At 59.9% G+C, this 20,599-nt stretch carries 18 protein-coding genes; 5 read left to right on the top strand and 13 right to left on the bottom strand.

Annotation, left to right across the window (positions count from 1 at the left end):
• Positions 1–24: 24 nt before the first annotated feature.
• The 8 genes from TG4357_RS15225 to TG4357_RS15190 form a co-directional block, all read right to left on the bottom strand.
• Positions 25–2,646 (bottom strand): cation-translocating P-type ATPase, encoded by a 2,622-nt coding sequence (locus tag TG4357_RS15225; protein ID WP_058263756.1) that lies wholly within the window; start codon positions 2,644–2,646, stop codon positions 25–27.
• A gap of 274 nt (positions 2,647–2,920) precedes the next feature.
• On the bottom strand, positions 2,921–3,217 hold the full coding sequence (locus tag TG4357_RS15220; protein ID WP_058263755.1) for a hypothetical protein: 297 nt from the start codon (positions 3,215–3,217) through the stop codon (positions 2,921–2,923).
• A gap of 263 nt (positions 3,218–3,480) precedes the next feature.
• On the bottom strand, positions 3,481–4,365 hold the full coding sequence (locus TG4357_RS15215) for a glycosyl hydrolase (RefSeq protein ID WP_425329298.1): 885 nt from the start codon (positions 4,363–4,365) through the stop codon (positions 3,481–3,483).
• Positions 4,366–4,389: 24 nt separating this feature from the next.
• Positions 4,390–6,228, bottom strand: coding sequence for a glycosyltransferase family 2 protein (locus TG4357_RS15210; protein ID WP_058263753.1), 1,839 nt, complete (start codon positions 6,226–6,228; stop codon positions 4,390–4,392).
• Positions 6,225–7,217 carry a UDP-glucose 4-epimerase GalE gene (gene galE, locus TG4357_RS15205; RefSeq protein WP_058263752.1) on the bottom strand — a complete coding sequence of 331 codons (993 nt, stop codon included), beginning with the start codon at positions 7,215–7,217 and terminating at the stop codon, positions 6,225–6,227. Before galE ends, TG4357_RS15210 begins: the two co-directional genes overlap by 4 nt.
• Positions 7,214–8,251 carry a UDP-glucuronic acid decarboxylase family protein gene (locus TG4357_RS15200; RefSeq protein WP_058263751.1) on the bottom strand — a complete coding sequence of 346 codons (1,038 nt, stop codon included), beginning with the start codon at positions 8,249–8,251 and terminating at the stop codon, positions 7,214–7,216. Before TG4357_RS15200 ends, galE begins: the two co-directional genes overlap by 4 nt.
• Before the next feature lie 223 nt (positions 8,252–8,474).
• Positions 8,475–10,856, bottom strand: a complete 2,382-nt coding sequence (locus TG4357_RS15195) for a sulfatase family protein (RefSeq protein ID WP_058263750.1) — start codon at positions 10,854–10,856, stop codon at positions 8,475–8,477.
• 14 nt (positions 10,857–10,870) lie between these two features.
• The gene (locus TG4357_RS15190; protein ID WP_158509086.1) at positions 10,871–12,274 is read right to left on the bottom strand and encodes a tetratricopeptide repeat protein; all 1,404 of its coding nucleotides are present in this window, start codon (positions 12,272–12,274) and stop codon (positions 10,871–10,873) included.
• Between the two features lie 342 nt (positions 12,275–12,616).
• Here TG4357_RS15190 and TG4357_RS15185 point away from each other — a divergent pair, with 342 nt between their 5' ends.
• The 5 genes from TG4357_RS15185 to TG4357_RS15165 all read left to right on the top strand — a co-directional run bounded on the left by TG4357_RS15185 (position 12,617) and on the right by TG4357_RS15165 (position 15,533).
• A complete protein-coding gene (locus TG4357_RS15185) occupies positions 12,617–13,615 on the top strand; it encodes a permease (RefSeq protein WP_058263748.1) in 999 nt (332 codons plus the stop codon).
• Between the two features lie 13 nt (positions 13,616–13,628).
• Positions 13,629–13,856, top strand: coding sequence for a thioredoxin family protein (locus tag TG4357_RS15180; RefSeq protein WP_058263747.1), 228 nt, complete (start codon positions 13,629–13,631; stop codon positions 13,854–13,856).
• 126 nt (positions 13,857–13,982) lie between these two features.
• A complete protein-coding gene (gene nthA / locus TG4357_RS15175; RefSeq protein WP_058263940.1) occupies positions 13,983–14,594 on the top strand; it encodes a nitrile hydratase subunit alpha in 612 nt (203 codons plus the stop codon).
• Complete coding sequence (nthB, locus tag TG4357_RS15170; protein WP_058263746.1) at positions 14,591–15,247, top strand: nitrile hydratase subunit beta; 657 nt, start codon at positions 14,591–14,593, stop codon at positions 15,245–15,247. Before nthA ends, nthB begins: the two co-directional genes overlap by 4 nt.
• Positions 15,234–15,533: a nitrile hydratase accessory protein gene (locus TG4357_RS15165; protein WP_199484664.1), complete on the top strand. Its 300-nt coding sequence runs from the start codon at positions 15,234–15,236 to the stop codon at positions 15,531–15,533. Before nthB ends, TG4357_RS15165 begins: the two co-directional genes overlap by 14 nt.
• A 13-nt stretch (positions 15,534–15,546) precedes the next feature.
• Here TG4357_RS15165 and TG4357_RS15160 read toward each other — a convergent pair whose 3' ends face one another.
• From TG4357_RS15160 to TG4357_RS15140, 5 genes are all read right to left on the bottom strand, one after another.
• Positions 15,547–16,716, bottom strand: a complete 1,170-nt coding sequence (locus TG4357_RS15160) for a YbfB/YjiJ family MFS transporter (protein WP_074646711.1) — start codon at positions 16,714–16,716, stop codon at positions 15,547–15,549.
• Positions 16,717–16,987: 271 nt separating this feature from the next.
• Complete coding sequence (locus tag TG4357_RS15155; RefSeq protein ID WP_058263744.1) at positions 16,988–17,971, bottom strand: asparaginase; 984 nt, start codon at positions 17,969–17,971, stop codon at positions 16,988–16,990.
• A gap of 14 nt (positions 17,972–17,985) precedes the next feature.
• Positions 17,986–19,179 carry an ABC transporter substrate-binding protein gene (locus TG4357_RS15150; protein ID WP_058263743.1) on the bottom strand — a complete coding sequence of 398 codons (1,194 nt, stop codon included), beginning with the start codon at positions 19,177–19,179 and terminating at the stop codon, positions 17,986–17,988.
• Positions 19,176–20,198 carry a CobW family GTP-binding protein gene (locus TG4357_RS15145; RefSeq protein WP_139193559.1) on the bottom strand — a complete coding sequence of 341 codons (1,023 nt, stop codon included), beginning with the start codon at positions 20,196–20,198 and terminating at the stop codon, positions 19,176–19,178. Before TG4357_RS15145 ends, TG4357_RS15150 begins: the two co-directional genes overlap by 4 nt.
• Complete coding sequence (locus TG4357_RS15140; protein WP_058263741.1) at positions 20,195–20,524, bottom strand: hypothetical protein; 330 nt, start codon at positions 20,522–20,524, stop codon at positions 20,195–20,197. Before TG4357_RS15140 ends, TG4357_RS15145 begins: the two co-directional genes overlap by 4 nt.
• Positions 20,525–20,599 lie beyond the last annotated feature (75 nt).

Raw genomic sequence — 20,599 nt, 5'->3', positions numbered from 1 at the left:
CGCTTTGAGCCGTGCGACCATGATTCAAGTCAAGGTGACGTCTGCTTCATCCTTGACCCGGCGGCGGCGCGCCCCAAGCAACCGCAGCGACTTGATCGCTTCGGGCACCACCAACAACGGCACACACAGGAGCGCGATCATCTGCCAATGATCCCACCCCAATGGCGCGGTGCGCAGCACCGTCTGCAACGGGGTCCAGTAAACCGCCGCGATCTGGGCCCCGATCATCAAGAACAGCGCGAGGATCAGTTTGGGGTTGGAAAACCAGCCCAGCCGCCAACAGGGTTGGGTGAAGGACCGGAAGGCAAACACGCTGACTTTTTCGAACATCACCATGCCGGTGAAGGCGGCGGTGCGGGCCACTGCATCGCCTTCGGCGGCGAAGGCATAGAACAGATAAAGGCTGGCCGATCCGGTATAGGCACCGAAGGTCAGGATCAGCCCCACGGCGGTCCAGTCCATGATCCCCTGTTTCGCCGGGCGCGGCGGTTCTGTCATCTGGTCTGGCGTGGCCGGTTCCAGCCCGAGCGCCAGCGCGGTCACGCCATCGGTGACAAGGTTCATCCACAGGATCTGTGTCGGCAGGTAAATCAGCGGCCCGCCCAGCGCCAGGTTGATCAGAATCGCGATCACCTCGCCCGCGTTCGATGCCAACAGGTAACGCACGAAGCGACGAATATTGGCAAACTGTCGGCGGCCTTCGCGGATGGCGCGTTCCAGCGTGGCGAAATTGTCGTCCAGCAGCACCAGATCGGCGGCATCCTTGGATACATCGGTACCACGGATGCCCATCGCAACGCCGACATCGGCCTGTTTCAAGGCCGGGGCATCATTCACCCCGTCGCCGGTCATCGCCACAATACGGCCTTCGGATTGCAGCAGCTTGACCAGCCGCATTTTGTGTTCCGGCGCGGTGCGGGCGAACAACACCTGTTGCGACAGCAACGTGCGCAGGCTGTCGTCATCCATCGTTTCCAGTTCGGTCCCGGTGACCGCGCGATCGACCGGCAGGCCCAGCGCATCGGCGATGGCACGGGCGGTGCGCGGGCTGTCGCCGGTGATCATGATGACCCGAATCCCGGCAGAGCGGCAGGCGCGGATCGCCTGCCCCACTTCGGGGCGCGGCGGGTCGATCATGCCGACCAGCCCGACGAATTCCATATCGGCTTCGGGTGCATCGGCGTCGCTGACTTCGCTGCGGGCCAGCGCGATTACCCGCAACCCACGATCCGCCATCGCGCCGTAAGCGGCGGCGATGGTTTTATGCGCCGCCTCGGTCAATGGTTCGGGACCGTTCGGGCCGCGCCAATGGCTGCAAACGTCAAGCAATTGTTCCGGGGCGCCCTTGGCCAGTTGGACCAACCGGTCCTGTTGCCAGCGCACCATGCTCATCCGTTTGCGTTCGGACGAAAACGGGATTTCAGACAAAGCCGCAGCCGTTGGCACCGGTGTCCAGCCCTTGTAGGCAAAGGTCAGCAGCGCCCCTTCGGTCGGGTCGCCCACCATGTGCCATTTCCCGTCTTCATGGTACAGGCTGGCGTGACTGCAACCCACCATCACCTCTAACGCATCGCTGAGATCGGTATCGTCGCCATGACGCAGGGGCCGTCCCTCCAGCAAGATACGCCCGGCCGGATCATAGCCGGTGCCCAGTGCAGCATAGCGCCGCCCGGCGATCCACAGCGTTTCGCCGGTCATCATGTTTTCGGTCAAGGTGCCCGTTTTATCGGTGCAGATCACCGAAGCCGATCCCAGCGTTTCCATCGCCTGCAACCGTCGCGCCAGCGCCTTTTGCCGCACCATCGCTGCCGCCCCGAGCGCCAGGCTGATCGTGACCACTGCCGGCAATCCTTCGGGCACCACCGCAACCGCCATGGAAAGGCCGGTCATCAACATGTCGAGCGCATCGCGCCCGGCCAGAATGCCGGTCACGGCAATCGCCGCGCCCAGAACCAGCGCGGCAATACCCAACTGCGCCCCCAACCGCCCCAGTTGCCGCGACAGGTTGGTTTCTTTTTCGCCCACCGACCCGGTCAGCGTGGCGATTTTGCCAAAGGCGGTGCTGGCACCGGTGGCGGTGACCACCGCTTCGGCCCGGCCCGCCACCGCCAAAGTCCCCATCATCACCGTGTCGCAGGACGGGTCGTGATCAGATTTTGCCACCGAGATCGATTCCCCGGTCAACACGCTTTCGTCGATCCTGAGTTCCAGCGCCGATTGCAGTTTGGCATCGGCTGGCACCTGATCGCCCGCGTCCAGCAGCACCAGATCGCCGGGCACGATATCGCGGCTGTCGATATCCACCGGGTGCCCGTCGCGGATCACCCGCGCCCGGCCCACCAGCATTTCACGCAGCGCTGTCAGCGCGGTTTCCGCCCGCCATTCCTGCACGAAGCCCAGCACGCCATTCAGCACCACCACCATGCCGATTGCCGCAGCATCAACCCATTCGCCCACTGCAAGAGCCACCAACGCGGCCCCGATCAGCAACAAGACCAGCAAACCGGTGAATTGACGCAGGAAGATTTTCCACGCCGGCGTCACGCGTGTTTCGCCGACGATATTTCGGCCGTGAATTTGAAGCCGCTGCGCGGCTTCGGCACTGGTCAGGCCGGTGGCCGGATCAGGCGATTTTTCGATCTGCATATGGCCTCCGACGCCTTGCCTGTTTTGTGGCAATATCCATCGAAAGAATGGGCCGGGCGTTGCGACAGATCAAACGCAAAGGGTTTGAGTGCAATGAATAGCCGATTATCATCGGCTAACTTGCCGCAACCTTGAGCAAGGGACAGCAGTCTGGTTGACGAGGTGGCGCAGATGAACGGTTAAGCACACGACGTGGCGCTGCGATCGGTCGGCCACAACGGATTGACGTTCGGCAAGGGGTTAATGAAAATCCTTGATCCGTTTTCTTGGGGAATTAGCGGTGATAGCAGCGGGATTTCTTGCCAAAGCCCGCGGCCGAACAAATCCAACTGCCACGTCCGAGCGAAGCTTGTCGGACCGTTTTACGCGATGCATTGGCGTCATTCGCCCCACTTTTGGCGAGCCAATCGAAATGCGTTTTGCCAGCACCAGCTTCGGACTTCGCATGTTTCAGGGTCGGCTGTTTAGGGACGACCGTCCCGTCTGCCTGAGCCGCCTCAGCCAGAATGATCACACCAGCCGCTGCGACAGCGATCACGGAAAATTTGCGCAAGAAAGCAGTCTTAACCATTCGATTTTACCTCATGTGCTCTCGCTGTACCCCGTCTGAAAAGCATGGCTGACGCTGCAGACAATGCTGGAAAAACGGTTCTCAGGAGTTAACGGCATAGTTGTTAAAAAGTTTACTACAGGTCAATTATGTTTTTTGCGCGGAGTTTTCCGTGAACCAATATGGCAACACACAAAAACGCCCAGGACATACTCCCGAGCGCTTTCAAGTCACTAGCCCGCAGTCTTGCAGCGGCAAAATCCCGCTCAATCAGGGGAAGAGTGCTATTTCAGGATCTGGTTCTTGACCCGCCAGTCCGGCCGACCGAATCCTTCGGGCCACGGATAGACTTCGGGGTAGTTGAAATAGACCACGCCGACGAGGCTGGGATATTCCGCTTTGACCTGACGCACCGAATTCTTCCATGTTTCCACATAAGGTTCGCGGCCGACATAGCCCAGTTCCGCGACAACAACCGGCAGACCAAACTGGACCGCCCGTTCGTAGCGCGGTGCGAAGATTTCGTCGAACGTGCGGTCATGACCATATTTCGCCTGATCCCACGCCTGCAATCCGAACACGGTCAGCCCAACCAGATCGGCATAATCTTCGCCGGGGAAATAGCGCGCCATGTTTTCATCGCCGAGCGGCGACCACATCACGGTGATATTGGGCGCCGAGTCGCGGCACAGATCGATCATGCGGCGATAGGCCGAAATATAGGTATCAGGATCCCAGTCGGACCAGATAAACTGACCGCTTTTATCATCCATTTCGTGGGCAAACCTGAGCGTTACCGGGCTTTTGAGCGTGCCCAGAATATCGCAGATCGCCTTCATGTTGGGATCATAGGTCCCGTTTTCAATTCCCCGGCGCAGATAGCGCGCGGTGTTTCGTTCGCTGCGCGACCATGTCCAAGGTTCCACCGTGACCAGCAGAGCGCGTTTGCGTTCCAGCGCGTATTCGTCGGCGTCGTAGAGCGATTGCAAATAGACATCTTCCCACGGCAGGAAAAGATGTTCGATAACGACTTCGCCATCGGTCGAAAAATCCCCGTCGGGATCATAGACCCCGAACGGCAATTCCCCCGGAGGCGCCGCTTGGGCGGGCATGACATTGAGGGCGAGCGCGGCAAGTCCCGCAGCGAATGCGTTTAGATACCTAGACATTCTCGGTTTCATCCTCTTCCTTTTTTACTTGCCGTAATTGACAAGTGCCTCGGCCCAGCCTGGCAAATAGGTGAGCCGAACGCTATGTTCTGCGTTCCCCATGCCAGCACCTGATACAATATATTCCACCTTTACCACCTTCATCGGCTGCAACCCTACAGCCAGAGCATGAAGACTTTCCTGCCCCCTGAGTGTAACCGCTCCACCAAGAAGTACCATGATCAAGCTCAAAGCGGAAAAATCACGGCGGAGTATCTTTCGCTTCAGCGGTTTGTTGCGGCCTGCCCGTTTCAACTGCGCAACCAGCGCCACCGAAAGCAGGATGCAATACAGCACCGCGTTGACCAGTGATAGCAGGTAAAAACCACGCGCCTCGGTCACGTCCGTGACCAATAAAACCGGGATCAGGGCCCCCAGGGCCAGCGCCGCATAGACGGCGATGATTTTTCCCGGCAGCAGGTTTTCGGCCTGCGCCCCCTTGGGGGTGATGCGGAAATCCACGAATTTTCCGGTGATCCTGTCGCGCACCGCCATCACGCAGCCCCACAGCACCCAAGGCCATTGCAACATCACGAACAACGCCTTTTCCCAAGCCAGCACCTTGGCCCGGCGGGGTCGGAAAAAGCCATCGCGTTTCATCGCATAGGCAAACAGGATCATTACCCCGACAGCAGGCAGAGAATGGCCCAGAAAGGCGGGATAGGTCACATCGGCAAAGCGGATGTCGAAACTGACAGCAATGATCGGCACCAGATACATCATCGACATCGACAGCGCGAAAAACACATACCAGGTCTGGCACAGCAGAAAGAGCAGTTTCAGCCGCATCGGCATGGGTTTCAGATAGCGCGGCGTATAGCGCAGCAACAGCGACAGAAGCGACCGCGACCATTGGAATTCCTGCGTCACCAGATCGGCAAGGGTATCGGGCCCTTGCCCCACCGCGATCGCATCGATCGCATGGACCCCGCGCCACCCGGCCGAGGAAATCAGCATCGTGGTCGAATGATCCTCGGCCAGTTCCGGGCCCAACCCGCCCGCGCCTTTCAGCGCCTTGGTCCTGACCGCGTAATGCGACCCGATACACATCGGGGTCAGAACCGCAGTGTATCCCGCCTGAAACACGCCGTGAAAGGCGGCTTCGGAATATAGCCTTGTGCGCGCGGCCCAGCTTGTATCGGCATTGGCGGCGCAGATCGACGGGGCCGAAACATAACCGACGGCATCATCCGAAAACGGTCTGAGCATTTCACGCAGATAGCCCGGCTGCGGCAAGTGATCGGCGTCAAGTTGACTGACGATATCGTAATCGCGGTATCCCCAGTGATCGTAGAAATAAGCCAGATTGCCTTCTTTGCAGCGGGTTCGACGCGGCCATTCGGCGCGGTGATATTCCGCGATGCCATACCGGGTCGAGATTTTCACGCCGTGGGCGATGCACCAATGCTTGGTTTGCGTATCCGGGTTTTCATCGGCCAGCCAGGTGTCGTGCGGATAATCCTGCGCCAACATTGCCTGAAGTGTTTCGCGCACCACTTCGAACGGTTCCGCGGGGGTCTTGGTGGTGATCATCGCCACCCGGTATTGCCCCGGTTGGGGATCGGGGGCGACGGATTTGCGGGCGCTGAGGAAAACCAGCACGAAATAGAGCTGCATCCCCCAGATCCACAGCATCGCAACCGTGACGATCCAGTACCGCAGCGGCGCGATCATGTTTTGCGGCTGCAACCACCACGCCCAGAACCATCCGGCGGCAAGGAACCACATCCCGGCGATGACAAAGTATTTCAACGCTCGCCCACCGGTTAGCAGCGGCTCCAGATTGGGACGCGGTTCAAGCGCGGGATGGCGTCGGCCGGTCATTCGATCCCCGGATGACCGAACCAGGGGGCTGCGTCTGCGACGATCTGATCAAGCGCGGTATAGTCGGCCCGAAAGCCAAGACGGTTGTCCGCCCGGGTCGGATCGGCGGTCAGGCTGTCGGGGTCGCCGGCGCGGCGCGGCGCGGTAACCACCGGCACGGCGCGGCCGGTCACCCGGGCAACCGCATCAATCACTTCGCGCACCGAATGGCCGCGTCCGGTGCCCAGATTGACCGCAAGGCTGTCGCCGCCCGCACCCAGATGGTTCAGCGCCAAAACATGCGCCCGGGCCAGATCGGACACATGGATGTAATCGCGGATGCAGGTGCCGTCGGGGGTGTCGTAATCGTCACCGAAGACATGCAATTGCCCCTGCCCCGCCGCCGCCATCAGGGCCAGCGGGATCAGATGGGTTTCGGGATCGTGACGTTCGCCGATTTCGCCTTCGGGATCGGCCCCGGCGGCGTTGAAATAACGCAGCGCAGCAAAACGCAGGCCCCAAGCCGTCGCCGCGTCTTGCAACATCCATTCACAAATCAGCTTGCTGCGCCCATAGGGATTGATCGGGCGCTGTGGCGCGATTTCGGTGATCGGCAGGGTTTCGGGAATGCCATAGGTGGCGCAACTGGACGACAGCACGATCTGATCGACCGCTTCGGCCCGCATCGCCGTCAGCAGTGACGTCATACCGCCGAGATTGTTGTCGTAATAGAGTTCGGGTTGCGCGGTGCTTTCGCCGACATAAGCAAAGGCGGCGAAGTGGATCACCGCTGCGATCCGGTGGTGGCGCAGGGTGTCGCGCACCCGGTCGGTGTTGCGCAGATCGGCGGCGATCAGCGGTCCCCATTTCACCGCATCGGCATGGCCGCGCGACAGGTTGTCGATCACCACGGGATTCAGCCCGGCGCGGGCCAGTGCCTTGCAGGCGTGGCTGCCGATATAACCGGCCCCGCCGGTGACCAGGATATTGCGCGCCCCCGAGCCTGTCACGCCACTTGTCCTTTCAGACGTTTCTGGCGATGCAGTTCCTGACGGAAATATTCGATCGTGGGTGTCAGCCCTTCGCGCAACGAAATCCTTGGGGCCCAGCCCAGCATGCTGCCGGCACGGGAAATGTCGGGGCGGCGGTGGCGCGGATCGTCCTGCGGCAGATCTTTATGGCTGATGCCGGATTCCGACCCCGTCATTTCAAGCACGATTTCGGCCAGTTCGACCACCGTGAATTCCCCCGGATTGCCCAGATTGACCGGGTCGTCGATTTTGCCGCTGCTGACTTCGGTTTCCATCAGCGAAGTCAGCCCATCAAGCATATCGTCGATATAGCAGAATGAGCGGGTCTGATGGCCATCACCATAAATGGTCAGGTCCTGACCGGTAAAGGCCTGCACGATGAAGTTGGAAACGACCCGGCCATCTTCGGGGTCCATATTCGGGCCATACGTATTGAATATCCGGGCGATACGGGTGTCGACCCCTTCGCGTTCGTGCATTTCGTGAAACAGGGTTTCCACTCCGCGTTTGCCTTCGTCGTAACAGGCGCGCGGTCCGACGGTATTGACCAGCCCGCGATAGGTTTCGGGCTGCGGAGAAATGTCGGGGTCGCCATACACTTCCGAGGTCGAGCTTTGCAGGATACGCGCGTCCTTTTCTTCGGCCAGTTCCAGCAGGTTGATACCGCCAATGATCGAAGTCTTGAAAGTGTGCAGCGGATCGCGTTGATATTTTGGTGGCGATCCCGGGCAGGCCAGATTGTAAATCCGGTCGACAGGCCCTTCGATGCCGAAAGGTTCAATGATGTCATGCAGGAAAAACGCGAAACCGGGATGTTCGAGAAGCGCGGCAATATTTTCCTTACGCCCGGTTTCAAGATTGTCGACACAGATCACCCGATCCCCTTCGGAGAACAGCCTTTGACTGAGGTTCGATCCGATAAATCCAGCGCCCCCGGCAATCACCACCGTTCGCCCGGACCTGTACGGTCGCGCGGACAGAAAGCCCGGTCGGAAATCTTTCGATCCGCTCATTTAACACCACTACCGGCCCTTAGCCCCCGTTTTGACTGGCCGTCTTTCCTATAATTGGCACCCAATTGATTTGTCATTAAAACGGCATGGAATCTATGTATTCAAGAAACCACACTCTTTGCCTCCACACAAATGTTAGCGCAAATCCTCAACGACACGGGGCGTATTCCCTATAAAAACAAATATTTTGCGATTCTCGCGGCATTATCGCAACTTCGCCGGATCACTGCTGCGCCAAATCGTTGCTAAGACAGGTCTGGTCGAGATCCAGATCGATACGTATGCCGCCATTGCGCCAGAACCGGTAATATTCCCCCGACGCCCCCCCGGTCCTTTCATTGAGCGCAGTGAAGCGATTAAAGTAATATGTCGTGCCGGCGAATTTCACGGACCGGATGAACAGGTCGGTATCGCCGGTTTGACCTTCGCCCGCCCATTCGTCGTTCAAAAAGAACAGTTCGATATTGCGTGGACAGGGTCCGGTGGTGACAGGCATATGGAAGGTGGTGAGCGCGGCATCGATTTCGGCCTGTGTCACCGCGCGGTCGGCATTGGATGGCGCCGAGGTCAGCTTGAAGCCGCCAACATGTTCGCCATCCATCATCACCCAGCCTTCGGGCGCAGATTTGAAGCGCATCCCGGTGGCGACGATTTCGATTTCATTGGCGTCGGTCTGTTCCAGTTTCGCCGCGCCGCTGCGGGTCAGCAACCAATCGATATACTGATTATGCACAGCCACGGCGGTCCCCAGCTTGTCGCGGGCGGCTGCGGCCTGTTCCGGTTTTGTGGCGGCAAGGTTGTTCAATTCGCCCGGATCGGTCGCCAGATCATACAGCGCCATTTCGCCGGTATTGCCGTTATAGATGAATTTTTCGTCGTCTTCGCGGAACCCGACAAGGAAACCGTTCCATGGCGAAAAGAACAGGATGCCGTTTTTACGGTCCGCGTCGAAAACCGATCGTCCCTGCCATGAGGACGGGGTCGGGAATTCCAGCAGGTCGGTGATCGTCGGCCCGATATCGGCAACCCCCACGATCAGATCGCTGCGTGTCCCGTTGAACAGTTGCGGATTGATCAGCGCCATCGGGATATGGACATTTTCTTCGTTGATCCCGGCGGCATGCACATAGGTGCCGTGCTGACCGAAGGCTTCGCCGTGATCGCCCAGCACCACGACAAGGGTTTCATCGGCCAGCCCGCTTTGATCGAGATAGGCCATCAGCTTACCAAAGGCTTCGTCGCCGACCCGCAGCGCGTTGAGATAATCGTTATAGGTTTTGTCGGCCACGTATTCTTGCGGGTTTTCGCCGGAAAAATACGGATAATGGGTCATGCCGGTGCGAAACGACACGAAGAACGGGTCATCGGGGCGTTGTTCGATCCATTTGACGATCTCGGACACGGTACACAGATCGCTGGAAGTGTTGAGATACTTGTCGGTCACGCTGGCATATTCGTAGACACCGGTTTCGCAGTCCCAGTCGCGGTAATCGCCGACTTGTTCGAAACCGGCCGCCGTGACCAACCCTTCGGTATCCTGAAACCGGTTATCGGAGGAATTGAAAAAGGCGGTGCGCAAGCCGTTGGCGCGCATCACTTCGGGGACGAAAATCGCATCGAGGTCCGGCCAGTTGGACAGCATCGAAATCGGCGACAATTCGGGGATGAGCGCGGCAAAGGCCGAGACAAGGAAATAGTTCGACGCCGGCACATGCGCATAAGCCCGGTCAAACGCCAGCGCCCGGTCGAGGATCGCGGTCAGGTTGGGGGTGACGTCATGCGGGCCGGTCCAGCCTTTGGTTTGGTTGGCAGGGGTCGATTCATAGGCGAAGATGATCGCATTGCGGATCGGTTTCGCCGGTTTGCCCGGATGCGGCAACGGATCGGCCGGGGCAAATGGCATCGCAAGACCGGCCTGATCGGTGGCCGGACCGTCCAGCCCCTTGATGCCGCTGTCGCGCCCGACCGAAGTGGCAAAGGCGACGATCGGGTTTTGCAGCCGGGCCACGGAAACACCCGAAGAGCTGCTGCGCTGCGCAAAGCCCGAAATGACCGCAAAGGCCATCAGGCCCATCATCAACTTTGGCACGGCCCCGGAATGTGTGCGGGCAAGAACCGCCGCCGCGCCCAGCAGGACAACGATACTGCCGACCCCAACAACAACAACCTTGGCCGAAACGACCCGGCGCATGTAATCCAGCGCCACGTCGGTATGGGTCAGGTCGGAATAGGCCACCCAATCCATCGTCAGAGGTGCGCCCAGCATCCGCAGCGCTACCAGATTGGCCAGCCCGGTCAACAGAACCAGCGTGGCCGAGACACCGAACAGGATGGTCAACACCCGGCCCAAGACGCCACCGTTCGCAGTGCGCACAAGGGCGGTAAAGACCAGCGTCAGTACCAGCACAATCAACCAATCCTGCCCAAGACCGCGCATCAGCAGCAGCGCGGACCGGGCAATGGTGCCCCCGGTCAGGGCGTCGCTGAGCGCGATACCGCGCACAACGGCCAGAAAAACACCCAAAATCGCGCCGGTCCAAAGGATGAAATGCGCTTGCGATTGATTGGCGGGTCGCGCGGGGGTGCCCCGTTCTGTGTTGTTCATCCGTTCCACCTTGGTTACCGCGCCAGCAAATCGCCGATCACGTCGGGACGCATCACGTTGTCACGGCAACGTTCTGGTCTGTCCAGTTCGAGACAGGCGCGATAAGCGGCCCGCAGGGTCAGCCGCGTCGCATATCCGTTCACACGTCCGCCATATAGCCCATCGTCCTTGAGCTGTTTTTGCAAAATGAAATATGCGACGTTTTCGTTGGCCTTCAGGATCTGCGTCCCAAACCAGCGCGACTTCAGTTCGGGCCGGGCGAAATAGGCATCGGCCACCGCCGCAAAGGCCGCGGGCCCGACAGCGGTGGCGGCATCGATGGTCAACGCGAATTGAGCCCGTTCATTCAGGGTCAGCAGATCGGCATAGGTTTCTAACGCAGCCCGCGCATCGGCACGGCGGCGGAGCAGGTTCAACCCGTTACCGTCGCGCAGAAGTTCGATCAGAAATTTGGCAGCAGCGGCATTTTCAGCATCGGCAGCAGTCCTGAGACGGGCAATCGTTTCGGGGCCGCTGGCGCGCATATTGATGCCCCACATGTTGCGGGTGGCTTCCAACACGACGATATCTTCTTCCCCGGCCTGACGCGCCTTTTCGGCGTAGCCGTCAAATTTTGCCCGCGAAACACGGCCACCACCAAGATAGCCATACATCGCGCCATGGGCCAATGTGACCCATGCTTCGCCGACCCCCAGTTCTCCGGCGCGGTTCAGCACTGCTTCGGCGGTTTTGGGGCTGCGCTGGCCCCACATCAGCATGTCGCCATAGGCCGCTAACCCGCTGCCATTACCCTTTGCGGCGGCGGCTTCGAACAGGTTCATTGCCTCGGCGTGATCCTGTGCCACCCCTTGCCCGTAAAGCAGCAGCTTGCCCAGCGCGACCATTGCCTTGTCATCCCCCCCAGCAATCGCGGCTTCCAGCAGGGGGCGACCACGCCCCACGTCGCGGGGCAAGGCCCAGCCGCCGATCAGCTGTTCGCCCAGAACACGCATTGCATCGGGATTGTTTTGGGCTGCGGCGGCGTTCAGCAAGTCCTGCGCCTTTGCGGCATCAGCCGGAATTTCGGTGCCCCAAAGATAAGCCTGCCCCAGTTCCAGCTGCGCCGTGGCAACGCCGGATTGCGCCGCCTGATCCAGCAATGCAATCGCCTGTGGAACATCCTTTTCAAGAACCCAGCCATTCAGAAGATGCACACCCAGAACCTGCTGGGCGTCGACATCGCCTTGAGCAGCGGCGGTTTCCAATGCCTGCCGCGCCTGTTCCAGATCGGTTTCGGTCGCGGTATCGGTCCACAGGGTTTTGTCAGCCTGCACCACGGCCTGAGAAGGCGCGGCGCTGACCGGCACTGGGGCGCTCCCGATAAAAATTGCGGTCGTCACCCACAAAAGCGTGGCAGAAACCCCCTTCTTTCCGGTCAATGATATTCCTCGCAAGATCGAAATCATCGTCATACGCCTGCCTTTCACTGAAACATTGAGGTTAAACGGGGACTTCCAAACGCATCTTTAACAATAGCCTACATTTTAAAACGTTAATCCTTGATATAGCTCAACCTGCCCTTTACCGATCCGGGACGCCGTGCATTCGCGCCCCCCTCGCCGTCCGCCGCCACAGTGTTGCGGCAGGATCGGGGACTGGCGCGAAAAAACACGCACCTTGCTGATCCAGATCAACGGCAGGATCTATTGCCGGAGTGCAGAAAGGTGTGAATTGGAAGGCCTATGCGCTTTCCCACCCTGTCTGCCTGCGGAGATCACGGCATGAATATTTTTGGCTGGCTGAACGATCAGCTGCTCAGAATGCAATGGCTATCGGATTTGGTGACGGCCGGGATTTCGGCCACCGGGCTTGATCCGACGTCACGAATTGGCGGATCGGTTCAGTTCTTCGTCTATGACGTGATCAAGATTTTCATTCTGTTGTCGGTGCTGATCTTTGCCGTTTCCTATGTTCAAAGTTTCTTTCCGCCTGAACGGACCCGCCGCATCCTGGGGGGACGTTCGGGGATATGGGCGAACACGCTGGCGGCCCTTCTGGGCACCATCACGCCGTTTTGTTCCTGCTCATCCATCCCGATCTTCATCGGTTTCACGGCGGCGGGGCTACCGCTTGCGATCACCTTTTCCTTCCTGATTTCATCGCCGCTGGTGGATCTGGCTTCGGTGATCCTGCTGGCGTCGATCTTCAACTGGCCGATCGCGCTGGCCTATGTGGTGGTCGGGTTGGTGGTGGCGGTCGTCGGCGGCACGTTGATCGGGCGCGCCGGAATGGAAGATCAGGTTGCCGATTTCGTGCACAGCGCCCCGGTGCAAGACACGGACCACGCCATGACGCGGGCAGAGCGACTTGGCTTTGCCCGTGATCAGGTGGCCGAAATCGTCCACCGGGTTTGGCCCTATGTCCTGATCGGGGTCGGTATTGGTGCCCTGATCCACAACTGGGTGCCTGCCAACATCATCACGGCACTTCTGGGACAGGACAAATGGTGGTCTGTTCCGGTGGCAACCCTGGTGGGCATTCCGATGTATGCCGATATCTTTGGAACCCTGCCCATCGCCGAGGCGCTGGTTGGTAAAGGGGTGGGGCTTGGCACGGTTCTGGCCTTCATGATGGCGGTTACCGCGCTGTCGTTGCCGTCGATCATCATGCTCAAACGCGTGGTCAACATGCCGCTTCTGGTGCTTTTCCTGACCGTCGTCACCGGCGGCATTCTGGGCATCGGCGTTTTGTTCAACGCCATCACTGACTGGTTCATCTGAAAGGAACACGACCATGATCATCAAGATACTCGGATCGGGCTGCAAGAAATGCGTTGCCTTGGGCGAGAACGCCAAGGCCGCTGCCGAAGCCGCTGGCAAACAGGCCGAAATCGTCAAGGTGACGGATTTCACCCAGATCGCCGGTTACGGTGTGATGTCGACGCCGGGTTTGGTGATCGATGAAAAGCTGGTTTCGGCCGGCAAGGTGCTGACCGCTTCGGAAATCGGCAAGCTGCTGTAACAGGCACAGCCCCAAGGCACCGCTTATTGCGTTGCGCCGATTGGGTTGTGTTGACATATTGAAGTCAAGAACTTCGCGTCGGTCTTGGGAAACCGACGCCCAATGTTGTTGATCAGGATATTGCAGATGCATGACGCCCCGCACCACGACAATGAACTGGACGAAATGACGGCCAGGGTGCGTGCGCTTGAAACGATCCTTGTCGAGAAGGGGCTGGTGGACCCTGCCGCCGTCGATGCCATCATCGAAACCTATGAACACAAGGTCGGTCCCCGCAACGGGGCCGCCGTCGTCGCCCGCGCGTGGAGCGACCCGGACTTCGCACAATGGCTGCGGCAGGACGCGACCGAAGCCATCGCTTCGATGGGGTTCGTCGGTCGGCAAGGCGAACATATGAAGGCCGTTTTCAATACGCCGGATCAGCATAACATGGTCGTCTGCACACTGTGTTCTTGCTATCCATGGCCTGTTCTGGGCCTGCCCCCTACGTGGTACAAGACCCCGGCTTACCGATCTCGAGCCGTTCGAGAACCGCGCGCCGTGCTTGCGGAATTCGGGGTGGACCTGCCGCAGACGACCCGCATTCACGTTTGGGATTCGACGGCTGAAATTCGCTATCTCGTCATCCCCGAGCGCCCGCAAGGCACCGACGGGATGGACGCCGATGCGCTTGCCGCGCTGGTGACCCGTGACAGCATGATCGGTTGCGGACAGCCCAGCCGCCCGGAAACGCCATGAACGGCCCGCAGGATATCGGCGGGCGGCACGGCTTTGGCCCGGTCCACCCGGAGGATGAACGCATCCTGTTCCATGCGGAATGGGAAAAGCGGGTTCTCGGGATCACGCTGGCCAGTGCGGCGCTGGGATACTGGAATATCGATGCGTCCCGCCATGCGCGCGAAAGCCTTGCCCCGGCGATCTATTACAATGCCAGCTACTATGAAATCTGGCTCCGGTCGCTTGAAAACCTGCTGGAAGAGGCGGGCGAAATCAGCCGGGACGAGTTGAGCACAGGCCATGCGCAAACCCCGGGGCAGCGCGCCGACCGCCGCATGCCGGCGGCATCTGTTGCAGATATTCTTGCCAAGGGTGGCCCCGCCGAACGCCCCGGCCCCGCCCCGGTCTTTGCCATCGGTGACCGGGTTCGGACCCGAAACCATCAACCCGCAGGTCACACCCGCCTGCCCGGCTATGCGCGCGGCCAGTGCGGGACGATCACGGCCAGCCATGGGTGTCATGTCTTCCCTGACAGCAATGCGCATTTCGCGGGGGAACATCCCTGTCCGCTTTACACCATACGCTTTGACGCCGTGGACCTGTTCGGCGCAGACGCGGACCCGACACTTACCGTGACCATAGAAGCCTGGGAGCCGTATCTTGAACACGCCTGACGCCCCTTTCGAAGAACCGTGGCAAGCGCAAGTGTTCGCCTTCACCGTCGCGCTGAACGAGGCGGGTCATTTCACTTGGGCGCAATGGGCATCGGTGTTTGGCCCCCGGGTTCAACAGGTGGGAGCAGAGTCCTATTGGCAAGTCTGGTCCGAAGCCCTGATCGACATTCTGGAAACGGGCGGGATTGCCAGCCCCGAAGAGGTTCAGGCCCTCACTGAGCGCTGGCAGGCCGCGGCGCGGGCGACGCCGCATGGCACGCCTATCGTGCTGTCTGCCGCCGACTGATCCGCGCTTGCCGTCACAGCGGTTTTTGCAGCACCGCAATGACCGCGCCGACCAGCAACAAACCGGCGGCGGCCACGAGGCTGACGCCGATATTGTCAAACCGATCCCCAACCAACCCGGCCCCATAGGGCCCGAGCGTCTGCGCCACGGCAAACACCACCGTGAACAGGCTGATCGCGCGTGCCCAGCTTTCGGGAGGAAGGTTTTGACGGGCAAAGTTGGTCACGGCCCCCGGTGCCATGAACACCGAAAGCCCGAACACCACCGCCGAAAGCAACAGCGCAGCCCCATTAGGCAACACCACCGGCAAGGCCGAGCCGATGGCGATGCCGGTCAGGATCAGCGCCAGTGGTACACCTGACGCATAGCGTGCCAGAACCGGCCGCCAGACCAGTGGGGAAAGGCAGATGCACAGCCCCAGAATGACCCAGACCAGCGCAATGAACCCGGCCCCGGCCGCCTGTTCGGTCATCCATGCCGACAGGAAAGTCAGGTAAACGATATAGCCCAGCCCGAACCCGGCATAGCCCGCAATTTCCGGCAGCATCCGGCGCAGCGGCAACGGCGTTGCCGCCGCTTGGGATTGCGCCGGAGGGCGCAATTGCAGCGCGGCCCAAAGCCCCAAAGGCAGGAAAGACAGGCTGACGATCCCGATGGCGATCCACCCCATCGGCCATGCGCCGGGGCCGTAGGCGTCCAGCATCAACGGCAACCCGGCCCCGGACAGCACGATCCCCAGACCGCCGCCGGACCCGAACAGGATCGCGATTGCCAATGCGTTGCGGCGCGGATCGTCACGAAACAACCCGGCAGTCAGCGCCCCGGCGGTGGAAAAGGACATCGCGCCGAAGATGCCCGCCAGAATGCGCCAAAGCGTTTGCCACCACAGCGCGGCGTTCAGCCCGGTCGCCAGCAGCGCCAAGGTGGTGGTGATCAGGCCAAAGGCAAACAGGCGGGAGGGCGAAATACGCCGGATCAGCAGCATGGTCAGGACCGCCCCGGCGATATAGCCAAGCGCGTTGGCGGTGTTCAGCCACCCGGCCTGCGCAAAATTCCACCCCATTTCAGATTTCATCGCCGGCAACATCAGGCCATAGGCAAACCGCGCAAACCCGTTTGTCACGGTCACGCCAAGTGCCAATCCGGCCAACACCAGCCACGGACGGGCCGGACCGGCGGTCATTGCTGACCATCCAGAAAGACGAATAATACGGGCATTCGGGTCCTCGCTATGTCCGACATTCCCCAAGCAGAACGCCAACCGGCACACGCTGCCAATGATGCGCCACGGGTTCAAGCCATTTTCACCCGAAAAAGAGGGATGCAGTCCGAAGGGCCGCACGGTAAAATATCACGTGGCGATCCAGGCCCGGTCGAACGGCCCATGTTTGATTGGGGCAAAGCGAGCAGCGCCGCCATCCAATCCTTGCAGATGCCTGCCGGTATCTGGAACCTTATGAATACTGCGCAAAAGCCTTGGCAAGATCGTCCTGCGACAGTTTGTTGCCAACAAGCGCGCACAGAAGCAGCCGCGCCTTCACCGCAGACAGGTCGCCCGCCAGCAATGCGCCGTTTTCCACCAGCGTCACCCCGCCGCTATCCTTGCCATAAACGGCGCGGGTACGTCCCTCTTGGCAGCGGGAGGCGACGATGACCGGCACGCCGCGCGCAACCAGTCGCGCAGTTGCATCGGCAAAGCCTTTGGGGGCATTGCCCCGCCCGAAGGCAGACAAGACGATCCCCGAGGCCCCCGCCTCTGCCGCCAGCGTCATAAGGCGCGGCGTGGTGCCCAATCCCAGGGCGATCAGTTCTACATCTGGATCAAGCGCGGGTGTGTCCAATGCCACCCGCTGCGGCGCCGGGTGGGTATAAAGATGTACCGTACCATGATCCACTTCGCCCAGCTTGCCTTGTCCAACCGAACGGAACGTGTCGACACGCGCAGTATGCGCCTTGGTCACATAGCGCGCGCCGTGGATATCGCCTTCAAACAGGATGACCGCGCCGACGCCGGTCAGGTCCGGGCTTGCAGCGGCACAGATTGAATCATGGATATTGCGCGGGCCGTCCGTATCCGGTTGACCCGCGTGACGCTGGGCGCCGGTAAAAACGACGGGCTTGTCCGATTGTACCAACAACCAAGCAAGAAAGGCGCTTTCTTCCATCGTGTCGGTCCCGTGGGTGATGACCACCCCGTCGACGGTATCATCGGCCAACACGTTGTCGATCCGGCGGCACAGCCGATGGATCGTTTCCAGATCCAGCGCATAACTGCCCGCTGCTTCGAAATTTTCAACGGTCACGGCGATCCCGTCGAGCGGCGAATGCAGACTGTTCAGCAGCGTTTCACCCGTCAGCCCTGCGTTGACCGCCCGGCCGTCTTTGTCTTCGGAAGACGCAATTGTGCCGCCTGTGGCAATCAAGGTCACATTCTTCATTTCAGGTATTTCCCTTAGCTCACGCGTCGTTGGGGGCGGCTTTTGGACGCCGCCAGGGCGACCAGTTCGTTCCAACGCCGCACGACGTAGTTGTGTTCATCCATCGTCGAATTCCAGATCGCGATATGGCGCGCCCGGTCCTGACGCGATCCTCCTGAACGGATCTCTCCGGTCTGGATCGTCGGTCGGCCCGCCGCGTCACACAGGTTTTGTGATGCGGGCAATCCTTCGTACCAGTAATCCCAATCCGCCTTGGGCAGACGCGCTTTCACCCTGTCGGGGACCGACATGTAATAGCCCTGACGGGCAACGACCGCGCCCGCGTGCCCGTCGAGATACCAGTTCAGCCATTCATAGGATTTATCGAGCATTCTACCGTCGAGATTGCGCGACAGGCACATACCGCCGTGCCAAGCGCGATAGCCTTCTACCGGCCGCGCCTGTCGTATACTCATGCCTTGGCGTTTCATTTCAACGATGGTGGGGGACCAGATCGAGGCGAGTTTCAATTCGCCATTCAGGAACCGTTCCACCGGTTCGTCGGCCCGAAGCCAGAATGGGCTTAGATGTCCCGAATGAATCAACCGTTGTGCATGATCAACCAGAGTGTCGATTTCCCGGACAGACATGTTGCCCATGTTTTCGAATTCCATTTGCCCCGCAGCCGAAAGCGCCATCGCCAGATCGAAAAGACCGATTGCGGGTTCATCCACCAGCGCCACCTGCCCCGCCCATTTCGGATTGAGAAGCTCGGCCCAGCTGGTGATTTCCTTGTCGACGTCGATCTGCGAGGCTTCGACGGCGAAACTGTCAAAGTTGTAAAAAGTCGGCAGCATGGAAATCGAACCGGTCGGGCTGTCCGACAGCGTCGCGTCGTGCTGAACGAAAAGCCGCGATGCGGGCACGTCGCCAAGCCCGCGCTGCGCGGACGCGCCGGCGGTGCGGGTCAGATCGTCAAGATCGTCCCAATGGGTGATCCGGCGCGTATCGATGGCCTGAATGGCGCGCCAGTACCAAACAATATCGAGATTGTGGAAACACTGATCATAGACATCATAGCTTCCCGGATCGACGGCTGCGGTGCGCTGTGCGCTGATGAAGTCCTTTTCGATGAATTCCAATTCGAAACCCAGATCGGATTCGGCTTGTGCCTTAAGTAACCGCCATGGTTGAATTTCGGTCGTCAGAATTCGAAGTGGTTCACTCACGCCGCGGTCCTCACCTTTTCCAACCCGGTAAAGGCTGCAAACGAACGCTTGATAAGATCGGGGGACAATCCTTCGAGAATGAACACGAGCCGCGACTGTCGCGGCCCCTCGGGCCAGTTTTCCATATGAGTCGGCGCATGCACGAGATGTTGAACACCGTGTATCGCAATGGGCCTGTCTTCACCCTTGAGCGCCAAAATGCCTTTCACTCTGAAAATCCTGTCCCCATATCGATTTAGCAGGAGTGTAAGCCAGGTTCCGAACATAGTCCAATCGATCTCGGTATCGATGATCAAGGAAAAACTTATGACTCCAAGCTGGTCATCGTGGTGATGGTGGACGTGGTGATGATCGTGTTCGCAATGCGCATCGCAAACGTGATCGTGCTGCTGCGGTGCGGCCGCCGGGGGCACGACATGATCCCCCGCGCCGAACCCTGCGACAAGACTTCCGACCGGATCATGGGTTGTAAATATCTTTGCGCCCGGATTGATTTTCGACAGGCGTCGCTTGAGTTGCGCGACATCGGCCTGATCGGCCAGATCGGTTTTCGTAAGCACGATGCGGTCGGCCGCCGCGATCTGGCGCGCGGCTTCGGCACGATGTTCAACCTGGAAGCCCGCATTAACCGCGTCCACCGTGGTCAGCACGCCACCATTGACGAAATGGGACCGCAATACCGGGTGCGCGGTGAGCGTCTGCAAAACGGGATAGGGGTCGGCAAGCCCGGTCGTTTCGATCACCACACGATCGAAATCGATCTCTCCGCGTGTGCGCATACTGTCGAGATTGGACAGTGCATCGGCGACTTCGCCGCGAACGGTGCAGCAGATGCAGCCGGATTTTAGCAACACCACGTTGTCGTCGATCCGGTCAAGCAAGTGATGGTCCAGCCCCACTTCACCGAATTCGTTGATAAGCACCGCCGCACCTTGCATCGACGGATCGGTCAGGAGCCGTTGCAGAAGAGTTGTTTTGCCCGAACCGAGAAACCCGGTCAGCAAGATGACAGGCGTCATGAGCGGTGTTCCTCCATCCATGAGATAAGGTTTTCGTCAAGCGGGTCGAAATCGCGCCCGGCAAGCGTTTCGGCTTCGGGCCAAAGATGAGACAGCGCTTCGAATACGCTGGACGCCCCGGTGGGCGAGGACAAGACATAGGACCGGCCCTGCCAGAGATCGAGCTTGAGCCGGCGATAGGAAAGAACCGAATTCGCCGCATTCAGGCGGCGCAACGTTTCAGAGCGCCGCGACTGGCTGTCACGGTTGCGGGTATAGACCCCCGGACGGTCGACGGCGTTCGTCCAATGGTCATCGCATCCCAGGATTCCACATAGTGAACACATGTCTTCGGTCCTTTCCACATCATAGCAAAGGGCGGACGGGAACGCGAAGTCCCCGGCCGCATAAGACCCCGCAGC

The sequence above is a fragment of the Thalassovita gelatinovora genome, from assembly GCF_001458355.1.
GTDB lineage: Bacteria > Pseudomonadota > Alphaproteobacteria > Rhodobacterales > Rhodobacteraceae > Thalassobius > Thalassobius gelatinovorus.
The sequence above is the reverse complement of the archived record's forward strand: the minus strand, read 5'-3'. Positions and strand labels throughout refer to the sequence as shown.